Genomic DNA, 18,775 nt, shown 5'->3' with positions numbered 1-18,775 from the left:
CGCCGATCTGCCGGACCGTGGCTACTTTTTAGAAAGTTCATTTTTAATTTGCGTGGTAGAAATGCTAGGTGTTCGCGGTAAGTAGACTATTTCACAAAGACCTTCGAGTTGCTCGTCAAATTTTCCAGCCCAATCGTCTCCCATCGTAAAAACGTCTACGTGGTAATTTTTGATATCGTCCGGTTTTTGTCGCCAATCATTCTCAGGTATAACAAGATCAACGAATCGGAGAGCTTCGAGCATGCCTTTTCTCTCTTCGAAGGAGAAGTACGCCGACTTACCTTTACCTTCATTAAACTCGTCTGTCGAAATAGCAACGATTAGGTAATCGCCTAACTCCTTAGCTCTTTTTAGAAGTCGAATATGTCCATAGTGGAGCAAATCAAAAGTCCCATAAGTTATTACTCTGCGCATGCAGATTACTTTACTAAAAATCTTGCTCTAGCTCGATTTGCGCGTAAACGCCTTTTCCGACCAGCCGATCTCCCTAGAAAATTGTCTAAATGACCCTCAAGATTCAAACTTGCTTAACTTGGCAAAGGTCCACTAAATCTGCAAGCTACCGATGCGAATTAGGATAAAACCCGTTATTGTTGCCCACGTCTACGAGTACGATCAACACCGTCAAATTTTGTTAAGGATACGCTTCAGTGGCAAAACACGAGATGAATTTGAACCCTACCGTAAAAAAAGTCCGGACTGTTTTTAAACTAGCCCTGCATGGTGATTTTGAGTATCTGGCAAATAGAGCATCGAGTGAACTGGAGAAAAGTGCTTCGAAGCTCAACTTTCCTTACCGCCTCCGACGAAGCTTTTTCCTTGGTCAATCCCAATTAGGGTCAGCGGCCTTTTCTCCTGAATCCAGCCCAAAGTTCATCTCAAGGTCCTTTAACCAGCATTCTTCGAAATATACCGGCGCCGTGATACTTGATGATTTTTCACTAGCCTGCTGGTCTGAAGAATTTAAAGTGATAGTACCTACTCCCGATAATTGGGAGATCGAGCTAGAAAATCAGAACGTGGACTTTCTGCTTGTAGAATCAGCACATTCGGGAAATCACGGCAGCTGGCGAAGTCGTTTGAATACGGCATCTGAAGCTGATCACGCAATCGCAAGATTGGTTCATTGGTGCAATGCTAGAAAGATTCCCACCGTCTTCTGGAACAAAGAAGACCCTGCACATTTTGATGACTTCATTACCACCGCGTCGCTGTTCGATTACATCTTCACCACCGATTCGGACATGGTTGAACGGTACCGTGAGATCGCGCCGGATGCTGTCGTAGGAGTCATGCCGTTTGCGGCTCAACCTGCAATTCATAACCCTGCTCGTAACCAGCCAAATATGCCAGGTATCCGGGATAAGCGTTGGCAACGTGGTGATATTGCTTTTGCGGGCACTTACTTCAATCACAAATATCCGGAGCGCCGCCAACAGCTCGATCTCCTCCTTGAGGCAGCTGCCACCGCGGCGTCAAAGAACGGGTTCAACTTCTGCATCTTCTCTCGGCTTGGAAACGTGGACAAACGATACCGTTTCCCGAAGCAGATGCGCCGATACATCGTAGGGAGCTTGCCACCGGAGCGAATGCTCTCCGCGAACAAGGAACACAAAGTGTTCTTGAACGTGAACTCAGTGGTCACTAGCCCTTCGATGTGTGCCCGGCGGTTATTTGAGCTTCCAGCTAGTGGTGCTGCAGTCGTCACTACCCCGAGCCCAGCAACAACGAATTTTTTCTGTCCCGATACTTTGGCAGAGGTGCAGTCTGTGGAAGAAGCTGCTGCATCAATCACTACACTGATTAATTCTCCCGAGTACCGCGAAAAAATGGTACACCGTGCCCAACGAACCATTTGGAACGAACACTGCTACAGTCACCGAACAAAGCAGCTTTTCACTGCTATTGGGCTTCAAACCCCTTCTCGCTCGTCCGGCCTCGTATCAGTCATTTGTTCATCCAACCGGCCAGACAATATGCCACATTTATTGGGTCAGTTTGCAAGGCAGTCAATAGAAGAGCGAGAACTCATCCTCATAACACATGGCTATGAACTGAAGCAGGCGCAGCTAAACAAACTATGCCTCGACCTGGGCATCGACCCTTCCAAAGTGACAAAGTTGGAAGCGCCTCAAACTTGGTCGCTCGGTAACTGCTTGAATGCGGCAGTTTCTCAGTCGAGCGGAGACTTCATAGCTAAGTTCGACGACGACGACTATTATCTGCCGCACTACCTCGAGGACATGCGCAATGCAGTGATGTACAGCGGGGCTGATCTCGTTGGGAAACAAGCAGCATATGCCTATGTAGAAGGATCTAATGCCCTTGTTCTACGTCGACCTAACCAAGAGCATCTGTGGACAAATTTCGTTGCAGGCCCAACGTTGTTCGGACCGCGCGAAACTTTTGAGCAACACCCATTTGAAGATAGAACCACCGGGGAGGATACCGCCTTTCTCAAATCGATACTCGCAGCCAATGGACACATCTACTCCGCAGACCGGTTTAACTTCATCCAGGTGCGTGGCAACAACCACACTTGGAAACTCTCCGATGCAGAGTTCATTGCCCAAGGTGAAGTTCGATCATTTGGTTTGAATGAAGCGCATGTAGAAGCCTAGGACTTCAACATTTGAATTATCCAGGTTTCTATCTGCTCAAGATTCTCAAGCACAGATTTTTGAATCGCAGCTTGCTGAGCTGATTCATCAGATTTGAACTGCGTGGTTTGCCTCAGCATCATCGTAATTTCTGATTCAAGCTCCTTGGTGGTGAGTGCAACTGGTCGCCCAGAGTCATAAGGCCAATCGCTATAGAACCCGCGCTCTTGAGTCTTGTACGCCTCTAAATCCGGTGCATACACAATCGATGGCTTACCAGTGAGCGCGTAGTCAAAGAAGATCGAAGAGTAGTCCGAAACTAGTAGATCTGCAATGGCAAGAAGCTCCTCCACACACGGGTAGGAGCTGACATTTTTCACGTTCTCGCCCTTTTTGTGCACTGCCTTCATATGATGGCCGCGAACAAGCACTACCGCATCATTATCTTTCGCAATCCTATCCGCTGGAAAAGCTAGATCCTCACTTAAATAACGCCATGTAGGAGCCCATAAAATCACTCGCTTGCCCGGAGGAATCCCCAGCTTCGCCTTGATGCTTGCTGTTTTTTGCATCGCCCGAGCTAGAGCAAGGTTCCTCGGGTACTCTCCTTTCAGTACCGGGCCTGTGTAGTACGCAGAACCTGCAATTCGTTGAGCTGCTTCATCGGACTGTGCAAGCAACAAGTCCCAGTCACTTGCCTGGCGCTTCATCAAACGCCTATATGAAAGACCAACAAAATTAGGGTGTGCGTCAAAGAGCAGCCGCTTGATAGGCCAACCATGCCACGTTTGCAACCAATACTGACCCGGTCGCTTCCGAAACCACAGTGGGAAGTTGTCGTTTCCGACAATAACTTTGGCTCGAGTAAGTTTGTCGTACCACGCATCACTGCCAGTGATCACAGGAATAGCGCCGTCGGGGACCACAACCCTGTCATCGCGTACGGACACCCAAATCGGAAAGTCAGAATTCACGGAAAGCAGGTATTCGCATATAGCGCCCGGATTATCGGCAGTGTTTTTCCCGCTGAATGATTCGAAGAATACTCCGGCCAACAATGGCTTAGTTTGTTCTGGAATGCCTTGATACGTTTCCCATGATGTTGAATGCGCAAGCGTAGTCGGAGGGAGAAAGTAGACCGCTGTAGTACCATTCTCGCGTGGTTCGATACGTATTGAGCGCACAGAACCATTCAGGAATGTGTTGCTTCTCAATTCGCCTGCTTCGATAGCGAAACGTGACGATCGATTTTTCGGTACGAGTGAAAACCTGAGAAAATATGCTCGATCCCGGGCATCTTGTACCTTGAAATGAGTCCTGAACTTTTGACGATTCCAAGTTGTCGTCCCTAGAAGTACATCGCGAGACGAGCGAAGCCAAATAGTGGGTTTTATTGAAGATGAAGTGCACCGGCCTTCAACTATCAATACTCCATCATGCAGACTTGCAGAATCAGCAACGACTCGGATTAATTTCTGATCGATGTATGCATGCCCATCCGGCGTCGAGCGAATAACAGTGCTGGCAAAGTCATCTGCATTGTCTTCGGATATAGATACATACTCAGTAGTTCGCCTTCCAATCTGTAATGGCGTCCTTCTCGACCACCCCAACAGGGCACGATAACCGGTTGGTCTCAAATAACGTACAAAATCAGTCACTTCCGAACTAGCAGTCCCGAAGCCTGTGGTCGCCCCATAAAGCGCTAAAAGACTTGCACGCCACTTCTTAAGCAGCAGTGCATCAGGTTGTACTTGGCGACGACGCAGTTCAAATCGTGGTCCTCCGGGTGCACGCTCAGACTGAACGTACCATCGTTCTTGGTTTCCAACTGGTCCAGCGCCCCTTGTAGCTGGTTCTCTACTCTGCTTCAAATAATCAATCAAAACGATGCCGTTCCACCGAGCGACCACCAGGATGCCAAGATGCTGGTGTTGCCGAAGGTCTAGAGAAAACTCGTACGAATCGCGTTCCCGATCAAACCAAGGGTCTTGGGTTTCAGCATTGTTGCGGGTATCGGCAGTTCGCCGAGTATCCAACCGTATTGCTCCGTCCAAATCCTCAATCCGCGGAACGGGAGGTAACTCTCCTTTGTTTTCAAGCGCATAAATGGCAATCTCTGTTTCCGCGCTGTTAACGCCCACCATGAAAGCTCTGATCTGAACAGACACGTCGTATGGCCCTGTCCAGCGCAATTCTTGGACTACAGCATGTACCGGTACATCTATCGGTTCTGCCTGGAGCAATTCCTTAGGAAGACCCTCAATGTCTGGAGTACAAGAAGGAAGCAATGCCCCATCTGGACCGAATGCATACCTGTGTTTGAGATCCAGACGCAAACCTAACTCTTCATTGACATCCGCATCCGTTCCGTGAGCCAAAGCCCAGAACAGTGTGCGCCGCTGTATGGGGATTCGACGAAGCACTCCCGGAAAGTCCCGGGACCACCCAGCCATCTCGCTGGTTAAGTTTCGCATGACTTCTCTGTACGGATCCCCAGGCGCTTTGTGTGGCAGATGAACAGCGAACAAATACATGTCCCGTGCGATAAACCGCTCCAACATGAACTCTAGGAGCTCACCAGGCGCTCCTAGCTGAAAAGCCTCAACCCACATTTGCCGAGTAACAATCGCTCTATCTTGAACATCCTGTAGAACCGCCTTGTCATTCGACCGTGATGTGCCTACTTCAGACATCCTCCACGAATACACATCCCGCTTCAGCACATCGAATGAAGTTGCTGCACAGATCGCTCGCAGCACTGGAGGTTGGTCCTCATAGTTCACGTCCTCGGGAATTGGTCCGACGCGTGTATTCCAGAAGTCGGTGCGGAAAATCTTGTTCCACAGCACTGGTTCCTCAAACGCCTGAGGAAACGTTTCCGCAGTCGCATTTGCTAAATCTTCTCGGTGCGTCGCCTCAACAATCTGGGGGCGCGAAACCGAGCTGCCCTTATGGCGAACGTACCCACCAAAGACAAAGTCACTTCCCGTTGTTTTCAACGAATCAAGCATTGAAGAGTACGCACCTGGAAGCACGATGTCATCAGCATCGGCGAAAGTGAGAAACTCTCCCTGTGCCTGCTGTATCGCGAGATTGCGAGCCGCACCGGGGCCACGCCCTTCACCGTCGATGATCTTGATCCGTTTGTCGAGCAGCGCAAGCGAATTCAAGATAGCTCTGGAAGCATCGGTCGATGCATCATCGACTACCAGAATTTCGAGCTCATCGATGCCTTGTGATTGAACCGAGTGCACCAAGGTCGCAATCCAGCGTGCAGCGTTGTGACAAGGGATAACCACGCTGAGGATCGGAGCCTTTGCCGCCTTCGTATGCACCCAATTTCCCGCGTGGCGAGCCTGCCTCAGCCACGCGCGCGCATCATGCGCATACGAAAGCGCTGTCCGGATGTTTCCCAATCCCACTCGTGTTCTCCGCTACTTAAAAACAATGTTGGGGCTAGAATATCCCAACCGAACCTGTTCGATGACTTCGTCCGCGGCAGCGAAATCATTCGCCCCTTTCAGCTTGACCCACTCTTGGTACTTTGCCGAAACCCCCTCCACGTCACCATCAGCGATGATCTTTCCTTCGTGAATCCACACTCCCCGATCACACATTGCCTCCAGCTGTTTCGGTGAATGCGAAACAAGTAAGACGGTGCCAGCACTATCAATCAACGCCTGCATCTTTGCTTCTGCCCGTTGTGCGAACGCCGCATCGCCAGTAGAGAGAGTCTCGTCAACGATGAGAATTTCGGGGTTCGTTGCCAGCCCAATCGAAAATCCCAGGCGTGCTCCCTGCCCGGAGGAATACGTGTTCATCGGACGGTCGATCGCATCTCCGATATCAGCCAGCTCGATGATCCCAGGGAATGCAGCCTCGGTTTCTTCAGGCGTCATCCCCATTGCAAGGCAGCCGATCCGAATGTTCTTCGCACCAGACAGTCGCGGCTGCAGCGCAGCACGCACGCCCATGAGCGTCGGTTGAGATTTCACTCGCACTTCACCGCTCGACGGCCGCTCAGCCCCAGCGATGATCCGCATCATGGTCGACTTCCCAGAGCCGTTTTGGCCGAAGAACCCAACCGACTGCCCTTCATACATCACGAGGTTGATGCCATCGAGTGCGCGAACTGTGTCCCAGCCGAAGCGCTTTTCCTCAGACTTCACTGGGTAGTCCATGGTGATGTTCTGAAGCACGATCGAAGGAACCATCGCGCTGTCGTTGCTATTTGACTGTGACATAGCGCTCTTCCGCCCTCCAGAAGAAAAGGAATCCAACAGCGAAGGTGGCAAACGACCATATAATGATCGGCCCCCAGAGATCCATCGACGGCACCTGACCATACATAACACAATTACGAGCGGCCATCAGGAACTGGTATCCAGGATTATTTTCCATGACGTCTTTCAGCACCGGCTGGTGGACAAAACGTTCAACGGAGAAGAACACACCGGAACTGTAGAACCAGAAACGCTGACCCAGGCGGAAGATAATTTCTGCGTCCGGATAAAAGGCGGTGACACGCGCAACGATGAACATGATGCCCGTACCGAAAATGTGTGCTAGGAAGAAAAGCGGAATGAGAAAGATGATCGTCCAGTGCAACGGCTCGTGGATCTGCGTTAACAGGGTAAAGACCGTCGCAACTCCCACAGGTAGCATCGTCGAATAGAACAGCCGCAAGCTCTGCGAAAGCACCAGCGCCGCACGTGGGAACATGAATGACTTGATCAGATTCTGCTGTTTCTTCACCAAATCATTACCGTCGGTGATGTACTTCTGGAAAATTTGGAAGACCGTGACACCGAGCACCACATACCCAGGGAAATTCTGGATACCATTACTCGTGCGAATGATTAAACCGAAAATTACGGCGTACATCATCGCGTCAATCAATGGCGAAATGATAAGCCAGACTTTGCCCATCCAGACGTCACGTGGCGTGCGAAACGCCTTCGCGGTGGCATCTGCGTGCAGGAAGTAGCGTCGCTGCCAGATCTCAGCAATGTACTGCCCGATAGGCGGCCGCGCTGAAAGCTTTTTCAACGACGACGTATCCACAACGACAGTGTTGGAAGGCTGGTGACTCTCTTCGTCACTGTTCGTATCAAGACTCATCAACAATCCTTCCACTGGCGGTGCAACAACTCTCCGTCATTCAAAGCCTAACTGTTACAGCTTAGTAAGCACGCAGTAGCAACGCTATTTTGTTCGCTACTTGTATAGCGTGGAGTATTGGTGCGCCACAGCCGACCAGGCTCTGGTACATGCCCATAATGTACGCCTTTCGTCATGTTCGAGGCTTGCCGCGACGCGGATTCCCTCCGCCAACGACATCGCGTTCTCCGGTTCCACGTACGTTTCTATACCACCGGTCACTTCGCGAAGCGCCGGTAGATCAGAAGCAACAACAGGGATGTCGAGTGCCTGTGCCATCACCGACTTAATAGGAGTCACGTTCCTACACACGACAGTGTCCTTGCGCGGCACTACGAAGACGTCGAGCGCCCCGTACCATTTGTGGATGCTGCTCGCAGGCTGCCGGCCGACGAAACGCACTCGCTGTTCAATGCCTAGCGATTGAGCCTGTTCCTTCAGCCCCTCCAGCGCTACCCCATCTCCCACTACGACACCCAAGAAAGACTCATCGAGCTTTGTGAGTGCTTCGAGGAAGTACTCCAGACCTTCGTAGTCGACAACTGCGGTGATGGCTCCCACAAGCGTCTTGCCCTCGGGAAGGCGCAGCTCCCGGCGTAGTTCAAGCTTCGAATCGCGGCGCTGAAACACGTCATCGGGCACGCCGTTCGGCGCAACCACAATCTTTTCAGCACTAATTCCGCGCTCAATCAGAGACCGTTTTGTAATCTCGCTCAGCACCACCACTGCAGCTGCCTGACGAGCCGCCTCGAGTTCCTGGCGGTGTGCCGCTTGGTAGTACTCAGATTGCTTCGCAGTCTCGCGTTTGTCCGTTGGCTGCTTTGAAAGCCATGTTTGTTCCGGTGCGCCCCGCATCTCGTACACCCACGGGATGCCGAGCCGTTTTGCTGCGCGGCTGACGATCAAGGCATTTTCAAACCCCGTCGTAGTGTGCAGTGCTTCAGCACCGAACTTCCCTGCATACCGTACTAGCTGTTTTACAGCTCGGTCTTGCTGTGTAAAAAAGGAGTTCGATGGCCACAAGGGCAGCATCCGAAAATAATCAACACTATCTACACGCTCATGCTCACCGGCAGCTAGCTTTCCAACAATATTCGGATATCCGTACCGCGTCGCAGCTGCTATCTGAATGCCCGCGGACTGCATGCATTGCAGTACTGCGTGGCTTCGCAGCGAGTATCCCGCGCTTGTGTGTGGCAACGAGTTGGTCAAGTAGTGAAACACGCGTTCCGCACCGCGCAGCGGCAAGGACGACTCAATGCCTTGATGCAGTCTCGCCCGCTCAAACTCATAACGTTGGCGTGTCAGCCGGTGACGTCGACTGCCTGCGAGCAAGTCGATGGCTTCCGAGAAATTACCAGATTCGAAAGCATGACGAGCAGCCTTCGCCATGTCCTGTCGATCGCCATCTTGATCCGAAAGCACACGAGGTTGCAGTACCGGACCCACGATCTGAACGTGCTTGAGCCGCTGCGCTACGTTGCGTGCAAACGCATCAGCGTCAGTTCTGCACTGCTGCGCGATAAATCCCGCAGTAAAAATGGCTTGGCGCAGATACGCAAGTTTGAGCAACGATTTCACGGTACTGCCTTAGTTCGAGAGGGCGTCGAGAAACTTCTGTAGCGCGGCTGGACTCGCGACGTCTCGCTCGTGAACTACCCACTGAGCCGCATTACTCGGGACTTCCAATTGCTCCCGGTTATGTGCCAGCCGTACCCAGAGCTGTGCCAGTGCCTGTGGATCCTCGGCCGGCACAGTATGTCCCGCGTGCAGCTGTTCGATTAGACGAGCAGGCTCGCCGTCCACTGCCCCACTGATATGGATCCCGGCTTCCATGAGCTCGTACGTTTTCGAAGGCACTGCGCGCTGTAGCGGTGCCCAATCAGCAAGATGTACTAGTGCGGTATCAGCCCAGGCATAGTACTGCTCGAGCGCATCTGCTGAGGTCCTAGGCAGAATTTCGATATCCGCGTCGAGTTCCCGTGCTTGGTTTTGCAGAGCTTCTTTGGTCACTCCAGCGCCGATGAGCTTCAAGTGCACATCAACACCTTGTCGGTGGGCTATCTCTGCTGCCTCGATCGCATTGCCAAGTTTTTGGGCTCGACCTAACGTGCCGGCGTACAACACATTGAGGTACGGGCGTTCACTATCCACATGGTGCACAGAGGTTGCATGTTCCCTTGAAAATGCGCTTTTGACTGGAAACACATTTCGCACGGTACAAACGTTCACCGGAACGCCTGCGCCTCTGCGAGCTAGCTTTGTCTGAAGCTGTTCCCCCAAATCATCGGCGGTAACAATCACACCGGCAGCGTTGCGCAACGACTTCTTCAACAAGTGCGAAACAATGGCGATCACAACCTGCTTTGGTCCTTTACCAAAGATTCGTTCCCGCCACGAAGATTCACCCAGTCCAGAGTTCCAGTCATTCGAGTACTTCAACAAATCCGGCCAGGCATCCCGCAAATCAATCACATACGGCACTCCAAGCAGCTTCGCAGCGAGCGGAGTAATGAATGCCGTAGGCAGCGCAGGAACCGTACCAATGATGAGATCAGGCGTCGCATCCTCCGCCTTATCGCGCTGTTTGGCGACTTTCAGCAGCGTCGAGAGCGCAACAAATCCTTGGTTCAAAGCCTTCGCTGTCAGCCCGGAGCCACCAGTCAGATACTGTGTCCGAAAGATCCGCTCCCCCGATGGTCCCCACTCGACTTTGTTCACCCCCCGAATGCGGCGCCGAGTGCGCACTCTTGCGTCCTTGGCGCGTTCCGCCCAATCATTCACGCGATTGTAATGCGGCGGTGGCGCGATGACACTGACGGAATGCCCCTGCTCGTGCAGCATCTCAGTGAGCCACGTCCACCTCCGCTGTGGGACCCCATTTTCTGGCGCCCAATAATGCGATAGCACCAAAATACGAGCCAACTTCATTCCCTTCTCACAGAGTGCACCAACAGTCATCGCAATATCGGCGTGTGCCTTGGTTTCCAGGATAACGGTTAGCTTTCTTAAAACCTTAATTGTGGCAGTACTGAAGCAAGATCGTAATCCTCTGTACTATGGCACCCATGATTCAATTCGTTGTCGGAGCAGCCGCCGGGTACGTGTTCGGCACGAAAGCCGGTCGCAAGCGCTATCACCAGATTGTCAACGCCACGCAGAAGGCGGTGAACTCGCCGGTTGCCAAACAGGTGGTGACCTCCACCCGTAAGGCCATTGCGAACAAGATCGATCCGGAGCCCCGTATGCGCGAGATCAAGGATTTACGGGGCAAACGGGGGCACCAGGACCAAATCCTGGAGCCGGACGAGGACTAACTTCGCTATACGTTAAGATAGTTACTCGTGGCTTGCCAACGAGGCCACGATGCCGTCGAGGATGTCTTTCTCACTGATCACAATCGAGTCAAGACCAGTGAGATCCTCGGCGGCTTTTAATATTTCCTCAACGACGGCAGCGCCGGCGGGGATGACGTCGGCACGCCCGGGGTGGATCACCGGGTGGTCCTTGCGTTCCTGCACGCTCAACGCCTGGATCTCCGCGATGGTGGCACGCAGGTCCTCGAAGGAGAGGCGTGAGAGGTGGATGCGGGCTGGGTCGTACTCGGGAAGGCGCTGGGTGAGCGCGGAGAGCGTCGTAAAGGTGCCGGCGCAGCCGACCACCGTGCGGGCCTTCGCCATGTTGACCACCGCTGCCGCGTGCTGGACCTGCTCACGCGCGTAGTCGCGGGCCGCACGCAGCTCCTCGGGCGCTGGCGGATCCGAGCGCAAGAAACGCTCCGTGAGGCGCACGCACCCCATCTGGGTGGAGATGCGGCCCTCGATTGCGTCGCCGTTGCCTACCACGAACTCGGTGGAGCCGCCGCCTAAGTCGATGACGCAGAAGGGGCCGTCGCCTGTGGGAAGGTCCATCGTGGCGCCGATGAAGGAAAGCTGGGCTTCCTCCTCCCCCGTGATCACCTCAGCCTGTGCGCGGGGCTGGATCTGGCTGAGCAGCTCGCGGGTCATGTCAAAGAAGACGTCGCGGTTGGAGGCGTCGCGAGTCGCAGAGGTGGCGACCATGCGCACACGCTGCACACCCTCGGCGAGCATGCGCTCGGTGTAAGTAGCGAGCGCCTTGCGGGTGCGCTCAATCGCCTCCGGGTTAAACGCGCCCGTCTCGTCCACGCCCTGGCCCAAACGCACGATGATGTTCTCGCGGCACACCTCCTCGAACGTGTTCGTTGTGGGGTCGAAGCGGGTGATCAGCAGGCGGATGGAGTTCGTGCCGCAGTCGACCGCAGCGAGCGTTACCGGCTGGCTCATGCGAGGTGCTCCCCCGCCTCAGCAAGCGTGATGCCGAGGTCTTCGAGCGTCGGCCAGTCGGCAGGAATCGCGGTGCCACGCAGGTTGCCGTGCTCGGCAGCGAGCGCCACAGCCTCCGTACCGAAACGGAAGTGCTCCGGGCCCTCCGCCAACGCGTACGCAATCAGCACGTGCAAGCACTTCACCCGATCCGGCATGCCACCGCCGGAGAAGTCCGTACCCAAGTCCTCAATCTCGTTGCGCTTCGCCAAAAAGTACTCGTGGGCGCGGCGGTAATCCTTCTGCAAGTCCTCGTCCTGGGCCAGGCGGGCCTCCATCCACTTCATCACCTGAGCGCCCTCCAAACGCGAAGCCTCGGCCGTGAGACGGCGGTCCGTCAGGTAGTAGAGCGTGGGGAACGGAGTGCCGTCGTCAAGCTTGGGTGCAGTCTTGACCACCGCAGGCTGACCGTCGGGCGTGCGGTAGGAAATTTCCAGCACACCGCGTGGCGGGCGGCCGAGCTGCTCCTGAATGATATTGAGATCCTCTTGAGTCGGTTGCATGAGCAACATTGTTCCACACGAGGTGGGCGGTGGCGGAACGGTGCGGCGGAGGTGGGTTGAGGCTTCAGCTGCTTCTTGCACAATCAGTCATGGGGGCATTGCCTAACTGACTAAGGTTGCGTAGAATGTGTATCACAGCACCAACCCGAGAAGGATACAGCTGGGTTCCCGAATGGGAGTAAGGTCAAACGACCTGAGAATTCCTTTGCTCCAAGGGTTGGTGTTTTACTTTTCGAAGGCGATTTGCGGCTCAGTTATTTTGTATTAATTTTCCTTCTTAACTGATCAAGACAGTGACCAGGGTCTTTTTCAACTTGATGCGCGATAAATTCGACTGCTGCCTCGGAATATATCCAATTGCTCGTTTTCTCTCCCGCAGTCTTACGGTCGTAGGAGAAGCGCTCATCGCCTTTCATCTCGTACGCTTTGGTAAAGAGTTGGAAAGCATACGTAGTAAACTTCTCTTTCACTGAACCATTGAAGCAAAAAGTAATGCCTCTTTTCTTTAACAAAGAATCGATCTTTTTAGTCGCGTTACCAGCAGTATAAGGATAAAAGCTAACGGCATCTTTCACATCCTTGACGATGGCGATGCCATGCTCCGATCCGTTTTGAATGTAAACATTCAAATCTGCATCATTCTTCTTTTTAACCAGCCTCAACGAGGTCTCGTAAGTCGCCGCGATCCTCTGATTTCCTTCAGCCCCGATAGCATCCGCAACATCTTTCCGCCGGGCAAGTAGTTCCTGCGCAACTGCAGCGTCATACTTTGTCCGAATAACGTCAGGAACGATTGCACCTCTTCTCATTGCCAAGGCCAACCGATTGTCTGGGATGAGCTCGCTTACCGAACGGTTATGCAATTCCCAAAGCTTGTCCGCATAGTTTTCCACGCACGACTGCAAGAAGGGCCCATAAAACAAGTCGTACTCGTCTGTAATGAAGTGCGTGTTCGTATTACGAAACTCCATCACATTCTTCATGTTTACCCGAAGAGGATCCTTCTCATTCGTAAAAACCCTCTTCAAACAATCGGAAAGAGCAAGAGTCCTACTAGGATCATCTTTGAAGTAAATTGAATCAATGCCCCACTTTCTGATCATGTGAGCTTTCAGCATCAGCTCCCAAGCATTGCACAACAAAATCGAACAACTTTCCGCACCGTATTTTAAGCTCGGTCGATTGTACAGTTCGACAGCAAGAACAAACGCCTCCTCACTCTTATCCAGCAAGCGGGTAATTGTCTGCTCGTTTCCTTCATCGATACACATATCACCAAAGTTTACTCGAATCGATACGCAAAGACGTTCTAATATCGATCCCTTTGGTTTCGCTGCGCACCCTGTCCTGCCTGCGCTTTCTAAAACCTAATCCCCGATCAGCTGAAATTTGCTTCCTAAGTACTCTGCCTCCCTGCTAGCCCAATCGCTTTTCTTCACCAGGTTCTCAAAGGACTTATACGAGGCAGCGCCAAGAAGCCGCGCAGCATCTCTCTCAGGAATCTGTCCAGACTTTGCGGCAAAGGTGATCGTCTCGAAGAACCGCTCGCCGACGCGAGACCGAACGAGGACATGGAACGAAGGACCGCCGCTGCCTTCTTGTGTAGCTTTCTTTTCTTTCCTGACACGGACCAATCGCATAACTTCGTCGAACTCTTGTTGCTCGATCAGGAAAATATCTTTCAAGCGCAACAGCATCGCTTCCCTACTGATGCCAAACACGCTTGCCAGAGACGTGACGTTGTCGAGCAAAGAACACTTCTTGTTGTACCGTTCTTTCACTGCAGTCTCTGGGGCAATGAATGCCGCTGCAAACTCGTTACACCAGCGCTCTACCCGCAGGTGATCGCTGTGGTCAGAAATACCAGCCTTCCCCAAAGCAACATGACCCAACTCGTGGGCGAGACTGAAGAGCTGCGCAGTTTTAGCGTCACTTGTATTCACAAACACCAGGCAGAATTCCCCATCAATCAGGGTGAATCCGCGGAACTCATCAATACTGAAATGACGTTGCGTAGAGTTTCCGACAATGGAATTTCGGGATACTAAAATCCCTACATCTTCCATCTGATGCGCTAGTGTCGTCACTCTCTCTGGCGCAGGAATTGCAGAAGCCTCGTCAAACCCCAGCGCGATGCGAGCCTGGCGAGCAGCCAGGATGGAACTGGTGGAATCTTGGGCAGAGCGCAGAATTTCAGGACCAGGAATTCCAACTTCCTCCGCGTAATCCGAGTACCACCCCAAGCGCGCCTCGGCGGAGTGAATAACTTCCTGCAGATCAGGACTCAGCCCATCGAGACGCTCATTTCTGACAGTACGAAAATCAGGTACATCAGTCTCTTCGCCAGAAGGCGCCTGAAGAAGGAGCCTTCCAAATGGGATTCGTGCCTTCTTCGCTAGTTCCTTCGCTTGGTTGAGCGTCGGACGCTCCTCCCCTGAGCGCCAATCGTTTACCTTGGGAAACGTGGCACGGAGCTTTTCGTCACTGAGTCCTGTACGTCGCAGCGCCCAGTCCAGCACAGACGGTTCGATATCAACACGCAGAACCCCCATCGCTTCCCTCCTTTCAATCTTGGTAATGAAAACGGCGCAACAGAATTGAGAATACTTTAACTTGCCTGGTTAAACGTTAAAACCCAAGGACCCAGCCGAAGAACTCAGTGAGCTTCGAGCGCTTCTTTCTTTTCGGGAGCGTGAGGTAATCAATCAGCCACTGCTCCTCTCGTTGTCGCAAGCCGTTGGGTTGGTTTCAGGCTACACAGTTCTGGTTCTTGATTGCGCTTGTTGGACCCCAGCGTGGGCGTAAAAAGCGTGTGCTAGATGTCGTGCGATGCAGGTCGCGCTGTTTGGGCCGGGCTTGGCGGTTTTCGGCGACCAGCGTCGCACTCCTTTAATCGCACGCTGCTAATAGCACGCTGTTAGTCGGTCAACGGGAGCGCTCGGGGTGGGGTGGGGCTGGCAGCCTGGTGATTCTCCAAATGGGAGTAAAAGGATTGGAATAATCCAGGTGGGAGCGCGCAAAAAGTGGATTGCAGTAATCCTGTTGCTACCTTTTAGGCTCGGGCTACTGCGCTTCAGGCGCTTCAGGCGCCGCAGGTGCTTCCGCGGGCGCTTCGGGAGCAGGCGATTCTGCCGGGGCGGGCAATTCTTCAGGAGCGTCAGCGGGGACGTCCTCGGGGACCTCGCGTAGCGAGTCCCAGAGGAATACGGCCCAGCCGCGGTCGTCGGGGGTTTCGTCGGAGGTGATGGTGGTGCCGTGGGTCATGCGGGGGTCGATGACTCGCCAGGCGGACTCGCCGGGCTCCATCACGCCGAGGCGGCGGCGGGCGACCTCGTTGAGGTACTCAGGGTCCTCGTACTTCGCGATTTCGCGCTCAAGGTCCGCCTGGCGGCGCTCCAAGTGCTCAATGTTTGCCTGGGCACGCGCGATCTCGTTGCGGCCCTCGTAGAAATTACGAAGTGGGGCTGCTACTGCCACGAGGACGGCGATGAGGACGATGATGAGCAGGGCGAGCGTCGCTAAATTGGGGGCGGCGAAGCGCGACTCCCTGTTTGCCTTCTGCTCGGCGAGCTGCTGCTTGCGCTGCTCGCGGGACGCCACGGGCACAGTGCGAGCCAGCCGCTTCCTGCGGCGCTTCGCTGTGTGCTTGTCTTGGGGCGTGCCAGTGCTCATAGTGCTCATTAGTGTACAGCAGGGAAAAACGCGACACCCCCTGCCACGCGCGAGCGCGCGATCGGCAGGGGGTGCGTACGAATCAAGCGATTACTTGAAGCGTGGGAATGCGGAACGACCAGCGTAAACAGCGGCGTCGCCGAGCTCTTCCTCGATGCGCAGCAGCTGGTTGTACTTAGCAACGCGCTCGGAACGAGCCGGTGCACCAGTCTTGATCTGGCCACAGCCCAGAGCCACTGCGAGATCCGCAATGGTCGTGTCCTCGGTCTCGCCGGAGCGGTGGGACATCATGGTGCGGTAGCCAGCGCGGTGAGCCATGTCCACAGCGTCGAAGGTCTCGGTCAGGGTACCGATCTGGTTGACCTTCACCAGCAGGGCGTTCGCAGCGTGCTCCTTGATGCCGCGTGCGAGGCGCTCAGGGTTGGTGACGAAGAAGTCGTCGCCAACAATCTGGACCTTGTCGCCGATGGTCTTGGTCAGGTTTGCGTAGCCCTCCCAGTCATCTTCCTGCAGTGGGTCCTCGATGGAGACGATTGGGTACTCAGCGATGAGCTCCTCGTAGACCTTGGCCATCTCCTCAGCGGTGTGCTCGCCGCCCTCGAACTTGTACACGCCATCCTCGAAGAACTCGGAGGAAGCAACGTCCAGAGCCAGTGCGACGTCCTCGCCAGGCTTGAAGCCAGCCTTCTCGATTGCCTCAACGATCAGGTCAAGCGCTGCGCGGGTGGAGTCGACGGAAGGAGCGAAGCCGCCTTCGTCGCCAAGGCCGGTGGACAGGCCCTTTGCATTGATGACGGACTTCAGGGAGTGGTAGACCTCTGCACCCATGCGCAGTGCCTCAGCGAAGGACTCAGCGCTCAGCGGAGCAATCATGAACTCCTGGACGTCAACGCCGGAGTCAGCGTGCTCGCCACCATTGACGATGTTCATCATCGGAACAGGCAGGATGTGAGCGTTCGGGCCACCGATGTAGCGGTACAGCGGCAGACCAGCGGATTCAGCAGCAGCCTTCGCCGCAGCGATGGACACGCCCAGGATCGCGTTCGCGCCGAGGCGGGACTTGTTGTCCGTGCCGTCGAGCTCGATCATTGCCTTGTCGAGCAGACGCTGATCGTCAGCCTCGATGCCAGCCAGTGCGTCAGCGATCTCCTCGTTGACGTTCTTGACAGCCTTCTGGACACCCTTGCCGCCGTAGCGATCGCCACCGTCACGCAGCTCGTGCGCCTCGTGTGCGCCAGTGGACGCACCGGAAGGAACACCCGCAATGCCGTGCGCACCATCGTCGAGGAAAACCTCAGCCTCAACGGTTGGGTTACCGCGAGAGTCCAGAATTTCACGAGCAAAGACGTGCATAATATCAGCCACTACAGTTCATCTCCTTGAGATTGGCCAAACCAAATTTCCGTTACCGATTGTTCCAGATCGCAACAAAAAATGCTTGTTGGTGTTCGTCACACTCGCGCTTTCCCTGCGTTTCCGTGCAGCGATAGGCTCACAACCACGCCATTTAAGGTCACACCATTCGGAATGTGATCTTCGTCAAACCTTTTGCCCATGCCCGGTTTCGCCCACTTTTGTGGCTTTCTCGGCATGGCCGCGGCACGCCTACCGGGTGGCGCGCTGGGTGAGCGCGTAGTTCGCAGCGGCATCGCGGACGTTGTGGAGGTACTCGCGCGAGTGGTTATACGTCAGCACCGCATCCGACCACCCCTCCGCAGTGGACAGGTCGCGCCCGTTCGCACAGAGGAGGTTCGCGGCACTCAGGGCGGCGTCGTCAATTTGCTGCGGGTTTGCTACCCCATCGCCGTCGGCGTCGCGGCCATAGATCGCCCACGAGCCGGGGATGAACTGCATCGGCCCCACCGCGCGGTCGAACTCGGTATCACTATCGAGGGCGCCGCCGTCCGTGTCCGAAATGAGTGCGAAGTTGCCCGTGCCGTCGAGCGCCGGGCCGACGATCGGCGGCTGCGCCACCCCGTTCTCGTCGAGGCGACCAGCGTCGAACTTCTTACCCGTATAGGTGCCGTGGCGGGTCTCCACCCATCCGATGCCAGCGAGCGTATTCCACTGCAGATTGCAGGCAGGCCAGGCCTCCGCCGCGATCAAGGCGGCGTTGCCGTAAGCACGCACCGCCTGCGGGTCGACCCCGATCTCCTCTGCAATAGGGGCAGCCCACGCGTGGAGTTCGTTGGCGGTTCGGCCGGGCGCGTGGACGTCGATAGCAGGTGGTGGCGTGGTCGCAGCCGGGGGTACGTCTTCCGGGACGGGTTGGCGCTGCACGAACTGCTCGGGGCCACCAAGCGCACTGAGCAGGAAAGCCACCAACGCAACAACCATCACCACCGCGCCGACAACGACAAGCAGCGCCACACACCCACACCCGCGCGCACGCCTGCCGGGACGGCCAGAAAACGTCATGGCAGAAGATCCTACACTACCCCCGTAATCCCCAATTTTCACTTGCGTCACACCAGTAACAGGTATGGTGTATCCC

General features: G+C 54.6%; 16 protein-coding genes. 3 read left to right on the top strand and 13 right to left on the bottom strand.

Annotated features, from left to right (window positions below; translation table 11 throughout):
* Positions 1–21: 21 nt before the first annotated feature.
* The gene (gene tagD, locus KBX13_RS04345) at positions 22–414 is read right to left on the bottom strand and encodes a glycerol-3-phosphate cytidylyltransferase (RefSeq protein WP_070362118.1); all 393 of its coding nucleotides are present in this window, start codon (positions 412–414) and stop codon (positions 22–24) included.
* Positions 415–650: 236 nt separating this feature from the next.
* Here tagD and KBX13_RS04340 point away from each other — a divergent pair, with 236 nt between their 5' ends.
* Positions 651–2,621: a glycosyltransferase gene (locus tag KBX13_RS04340; protein WP_256020892.1), complete on the top strand. Its 1,971-nt coding sequence runs from the start codon at positions 651–653 to the stop codon at positions 2,619–2,621.
* On the opposite strand, the gene KBX13_RS04335 is transcribed toward KBX13_RS04340, so the two are convergent.
* The 4 genes from KBX13_RS04335 to KBX13_RS04320 all read right to left on the bottom strand — a co-directional run bounded on the left by KBX13_RS04335 (position 2,618) and on the right by KBX13_RS04320 (position 8,987).
* Positions 2,618–6,025 carry a CDP-glycerol glycerophosphotransferase family protein gene (locus tag KBX13_RS04335; protein WP_256020891.1) on the bottom strand — a complete coding sequence of 1,136 codons (3,408 nt, stop codon included), beginning with the start codon at positions 6,023–6,025 and terminating at the stop codon, positions 2,618–2,620. The genes KBX13_RS04340 and KBX13_RS04335 overlap by 4 nt on opposite strands.
* Positions 6,026–6,037: 12 nt before the next feature.
* Positions 6,038–6,847: an ABC transporter ATP-binding protein gene (locus KBX13_RS04330; protein ID WP_256020889.1), complete on the bottom strand. Its 810-nt coding sequence runs from the start codon at positions 6,845–6,847 to the stop codon at positions 6,038–6,040.
* Positions 6,831–7,724, bottom strand: coding sequence for an ABC transporter permease (locus KBX13_RS04325; RefSeq protein ID WP_256020888.1), 894 nt, complete (start codon positions 7,722–7,724; stop codon positions 6,831–6,833). The genes KBX13_RS04330 and KBX13_RS04325 overlap by 17 nt, the downstream gene beginning before the upstream one ends.
* Positions 7,725–7,820: 96 nt before the next feature.
* A complete protein-coding gene (locus tag KBX13_RS04320; protein WP_256021061.1) occupies positions 7,821–8,987 on the bottom strand; it encodes a glycosyltransferase family 4 protein in 1,167 nt (388 codons plus the stop codon).
* On the opposite strand from KBX13_RS04320, the gene KBX13_RS11505 reads away from it, so the two are divergent.
* Complete coding sequence (locus KBX13_RS11505; RefSeq protein WP_256021064.1) at positions 8,979–9,386, top strand: hypothetical protein; 408 nt, start codon at positions 8,979–8,981, stop codon at positions 9,384–9,386. The genes KBX13_RS04320 and KBX13_RS11505 overlap by 9 nt on opposite strands.
* Here KBX13_RS11505 and KBX13_RS04310 read toward each other — a convergent pair.
* The gene (locus KBX13_RS04310) at positions 9,354–10,694 is read right to left on the bottom strand and encodes a glycosyltransferase family 4 protein (RefSeq protein ID WP_256020886.1); all 1,341 of its coding nucleotides are present in this window, start codon (positions 10,692–10,694) and stop codon (positions 9,354–9,356) included. The genes KBX13_RS11505 and KBX13_RS04310 overlap by 33 nt on opposite strands.
* A gap of 137 nt (positions 10,695–10,831) precedes the next feature.
* On the opposite strand from KBX13_RS04310, the gene KBX13_RS04305 reads away from it, so the two are divergent.
* Complete coding sequence (locus KBX13_RS04305; RefSeq protein ID WP_070363455.1) at positions 10,832–11,080, top strand: hypothetical protein; 249 nt, start codon at positions 10,832–10,834, stop codon at positions 11,078–11,080.
* A 21-nt stretch (positions 11,081–11,101) separates the two neighbouring features.
* Here KBX13_RS04305 and KBX13_RS04300 read toward each other — a convergent pair whose 3' ends face one another.
* The 7 genes from KBX13_RS04300 to KBX13_RS04270 form a co-directional block, all read right to left on the bottom strand.
* Positions 11,102–12,067, bottom strand: coding sequence for a Ppx/GppA phosphatase family protein (locus KBX13_RS04300; protein ID WP_256020884.1), 966 nt, complete (start codon positions 12,065–12,067; stop codon positions 11,102–11,104).
* Positions 12,064–12,609, bottom strand: a complete 546-nt coding sequence (locus KBX13_RS04295; RefSeq protein ID WP_256020882.1) for a DUF501 domain-containing protein — start codon at positions 12,607–12,609, stop codon at positions 12,064–12,066. The genes KBX13_RS04300 and KBX13_RS04295 overlap by 4 nt, the downstream gene beginning before the upstream one ends.
* A 254-nt stretch (positions 12,610–12,863) precedes the next feature.
* On the bottom strand, positions 12,864–13,880 hold the full coding sequence (locus tag KBX13_RS04290; RefSeq protein WP_070362111.1) for a DUF3644 domain-containing protein: 1,017 nt from the start codon (positions 13,878–13,880) through the stop codon (positions 12,864–12,866).
* A gap of 96 nt (positions 13,881–13,976) precedes the next feature.
* Entirely contained in the window at positions 13,977–15,161 is a 1,185-nt protein-coding gene (locus KBX13_RS04285) for an ImmA/IrrE family metallo-endopeptidase (RefSeq protein WP_256020881.1), read from the bottom strand.
* 511 nt (positions 15,162–15,672) lie between these two features.
* On the bottom strand, positions 15,673–16,281 hold the full coding sequence (locus KBX13_RS04280; RefSeq protein WP_256020879.1) for a septum formation initiator family protein: 609 nt from the start codon (positions 16,279–16,281) through the stop codon (positions 15,673–15,675).
* A gap of 90 nt (positions 16,282–16,371) precedes the next feature.
* Positions 16,372–17,646 (bottom strand): phosphopyruvate hydratase, encoded by a 1,275-nt coding sequence (gene eno / locus KBX13_RS04275; protein ID WP_256020878.1) that lies wholly within the window; start codon positions 17,644–17,646, stop codon positions 16,372–16,374.
* A 240-nt stretch (positions 17,647–17,886) separates the two neighbouring features.
* Positions 17,887–18,699 (bottom strand): lytic transglycosylase domain-containing protein, encoded by an 813-nt coding sequence (locus KBX13_RS04270; protein WP_256020876.1) that lies wholly within the window; start codon positions 18,697–18,699, stop codon positions 17,887–17,889.
* Positions 18,700–18,775 lie beyond the last annotated feature (76 nt).

Source organism: Corynebacterium sp. CCUG 51687, assembly GCF_024453995.1.
Classification (GTDB): Bacteria; Actinomycetota; Actinomycetes; order Mycobacteriales; family Mycobacteriaceae; genus Corynebacterium; species Corynebacterium pseudogenitalium.
Note: the sequence above shows the minus strand (reverse complement) of the source record. Positions and strands in the feature narration are given on the sequence as shown.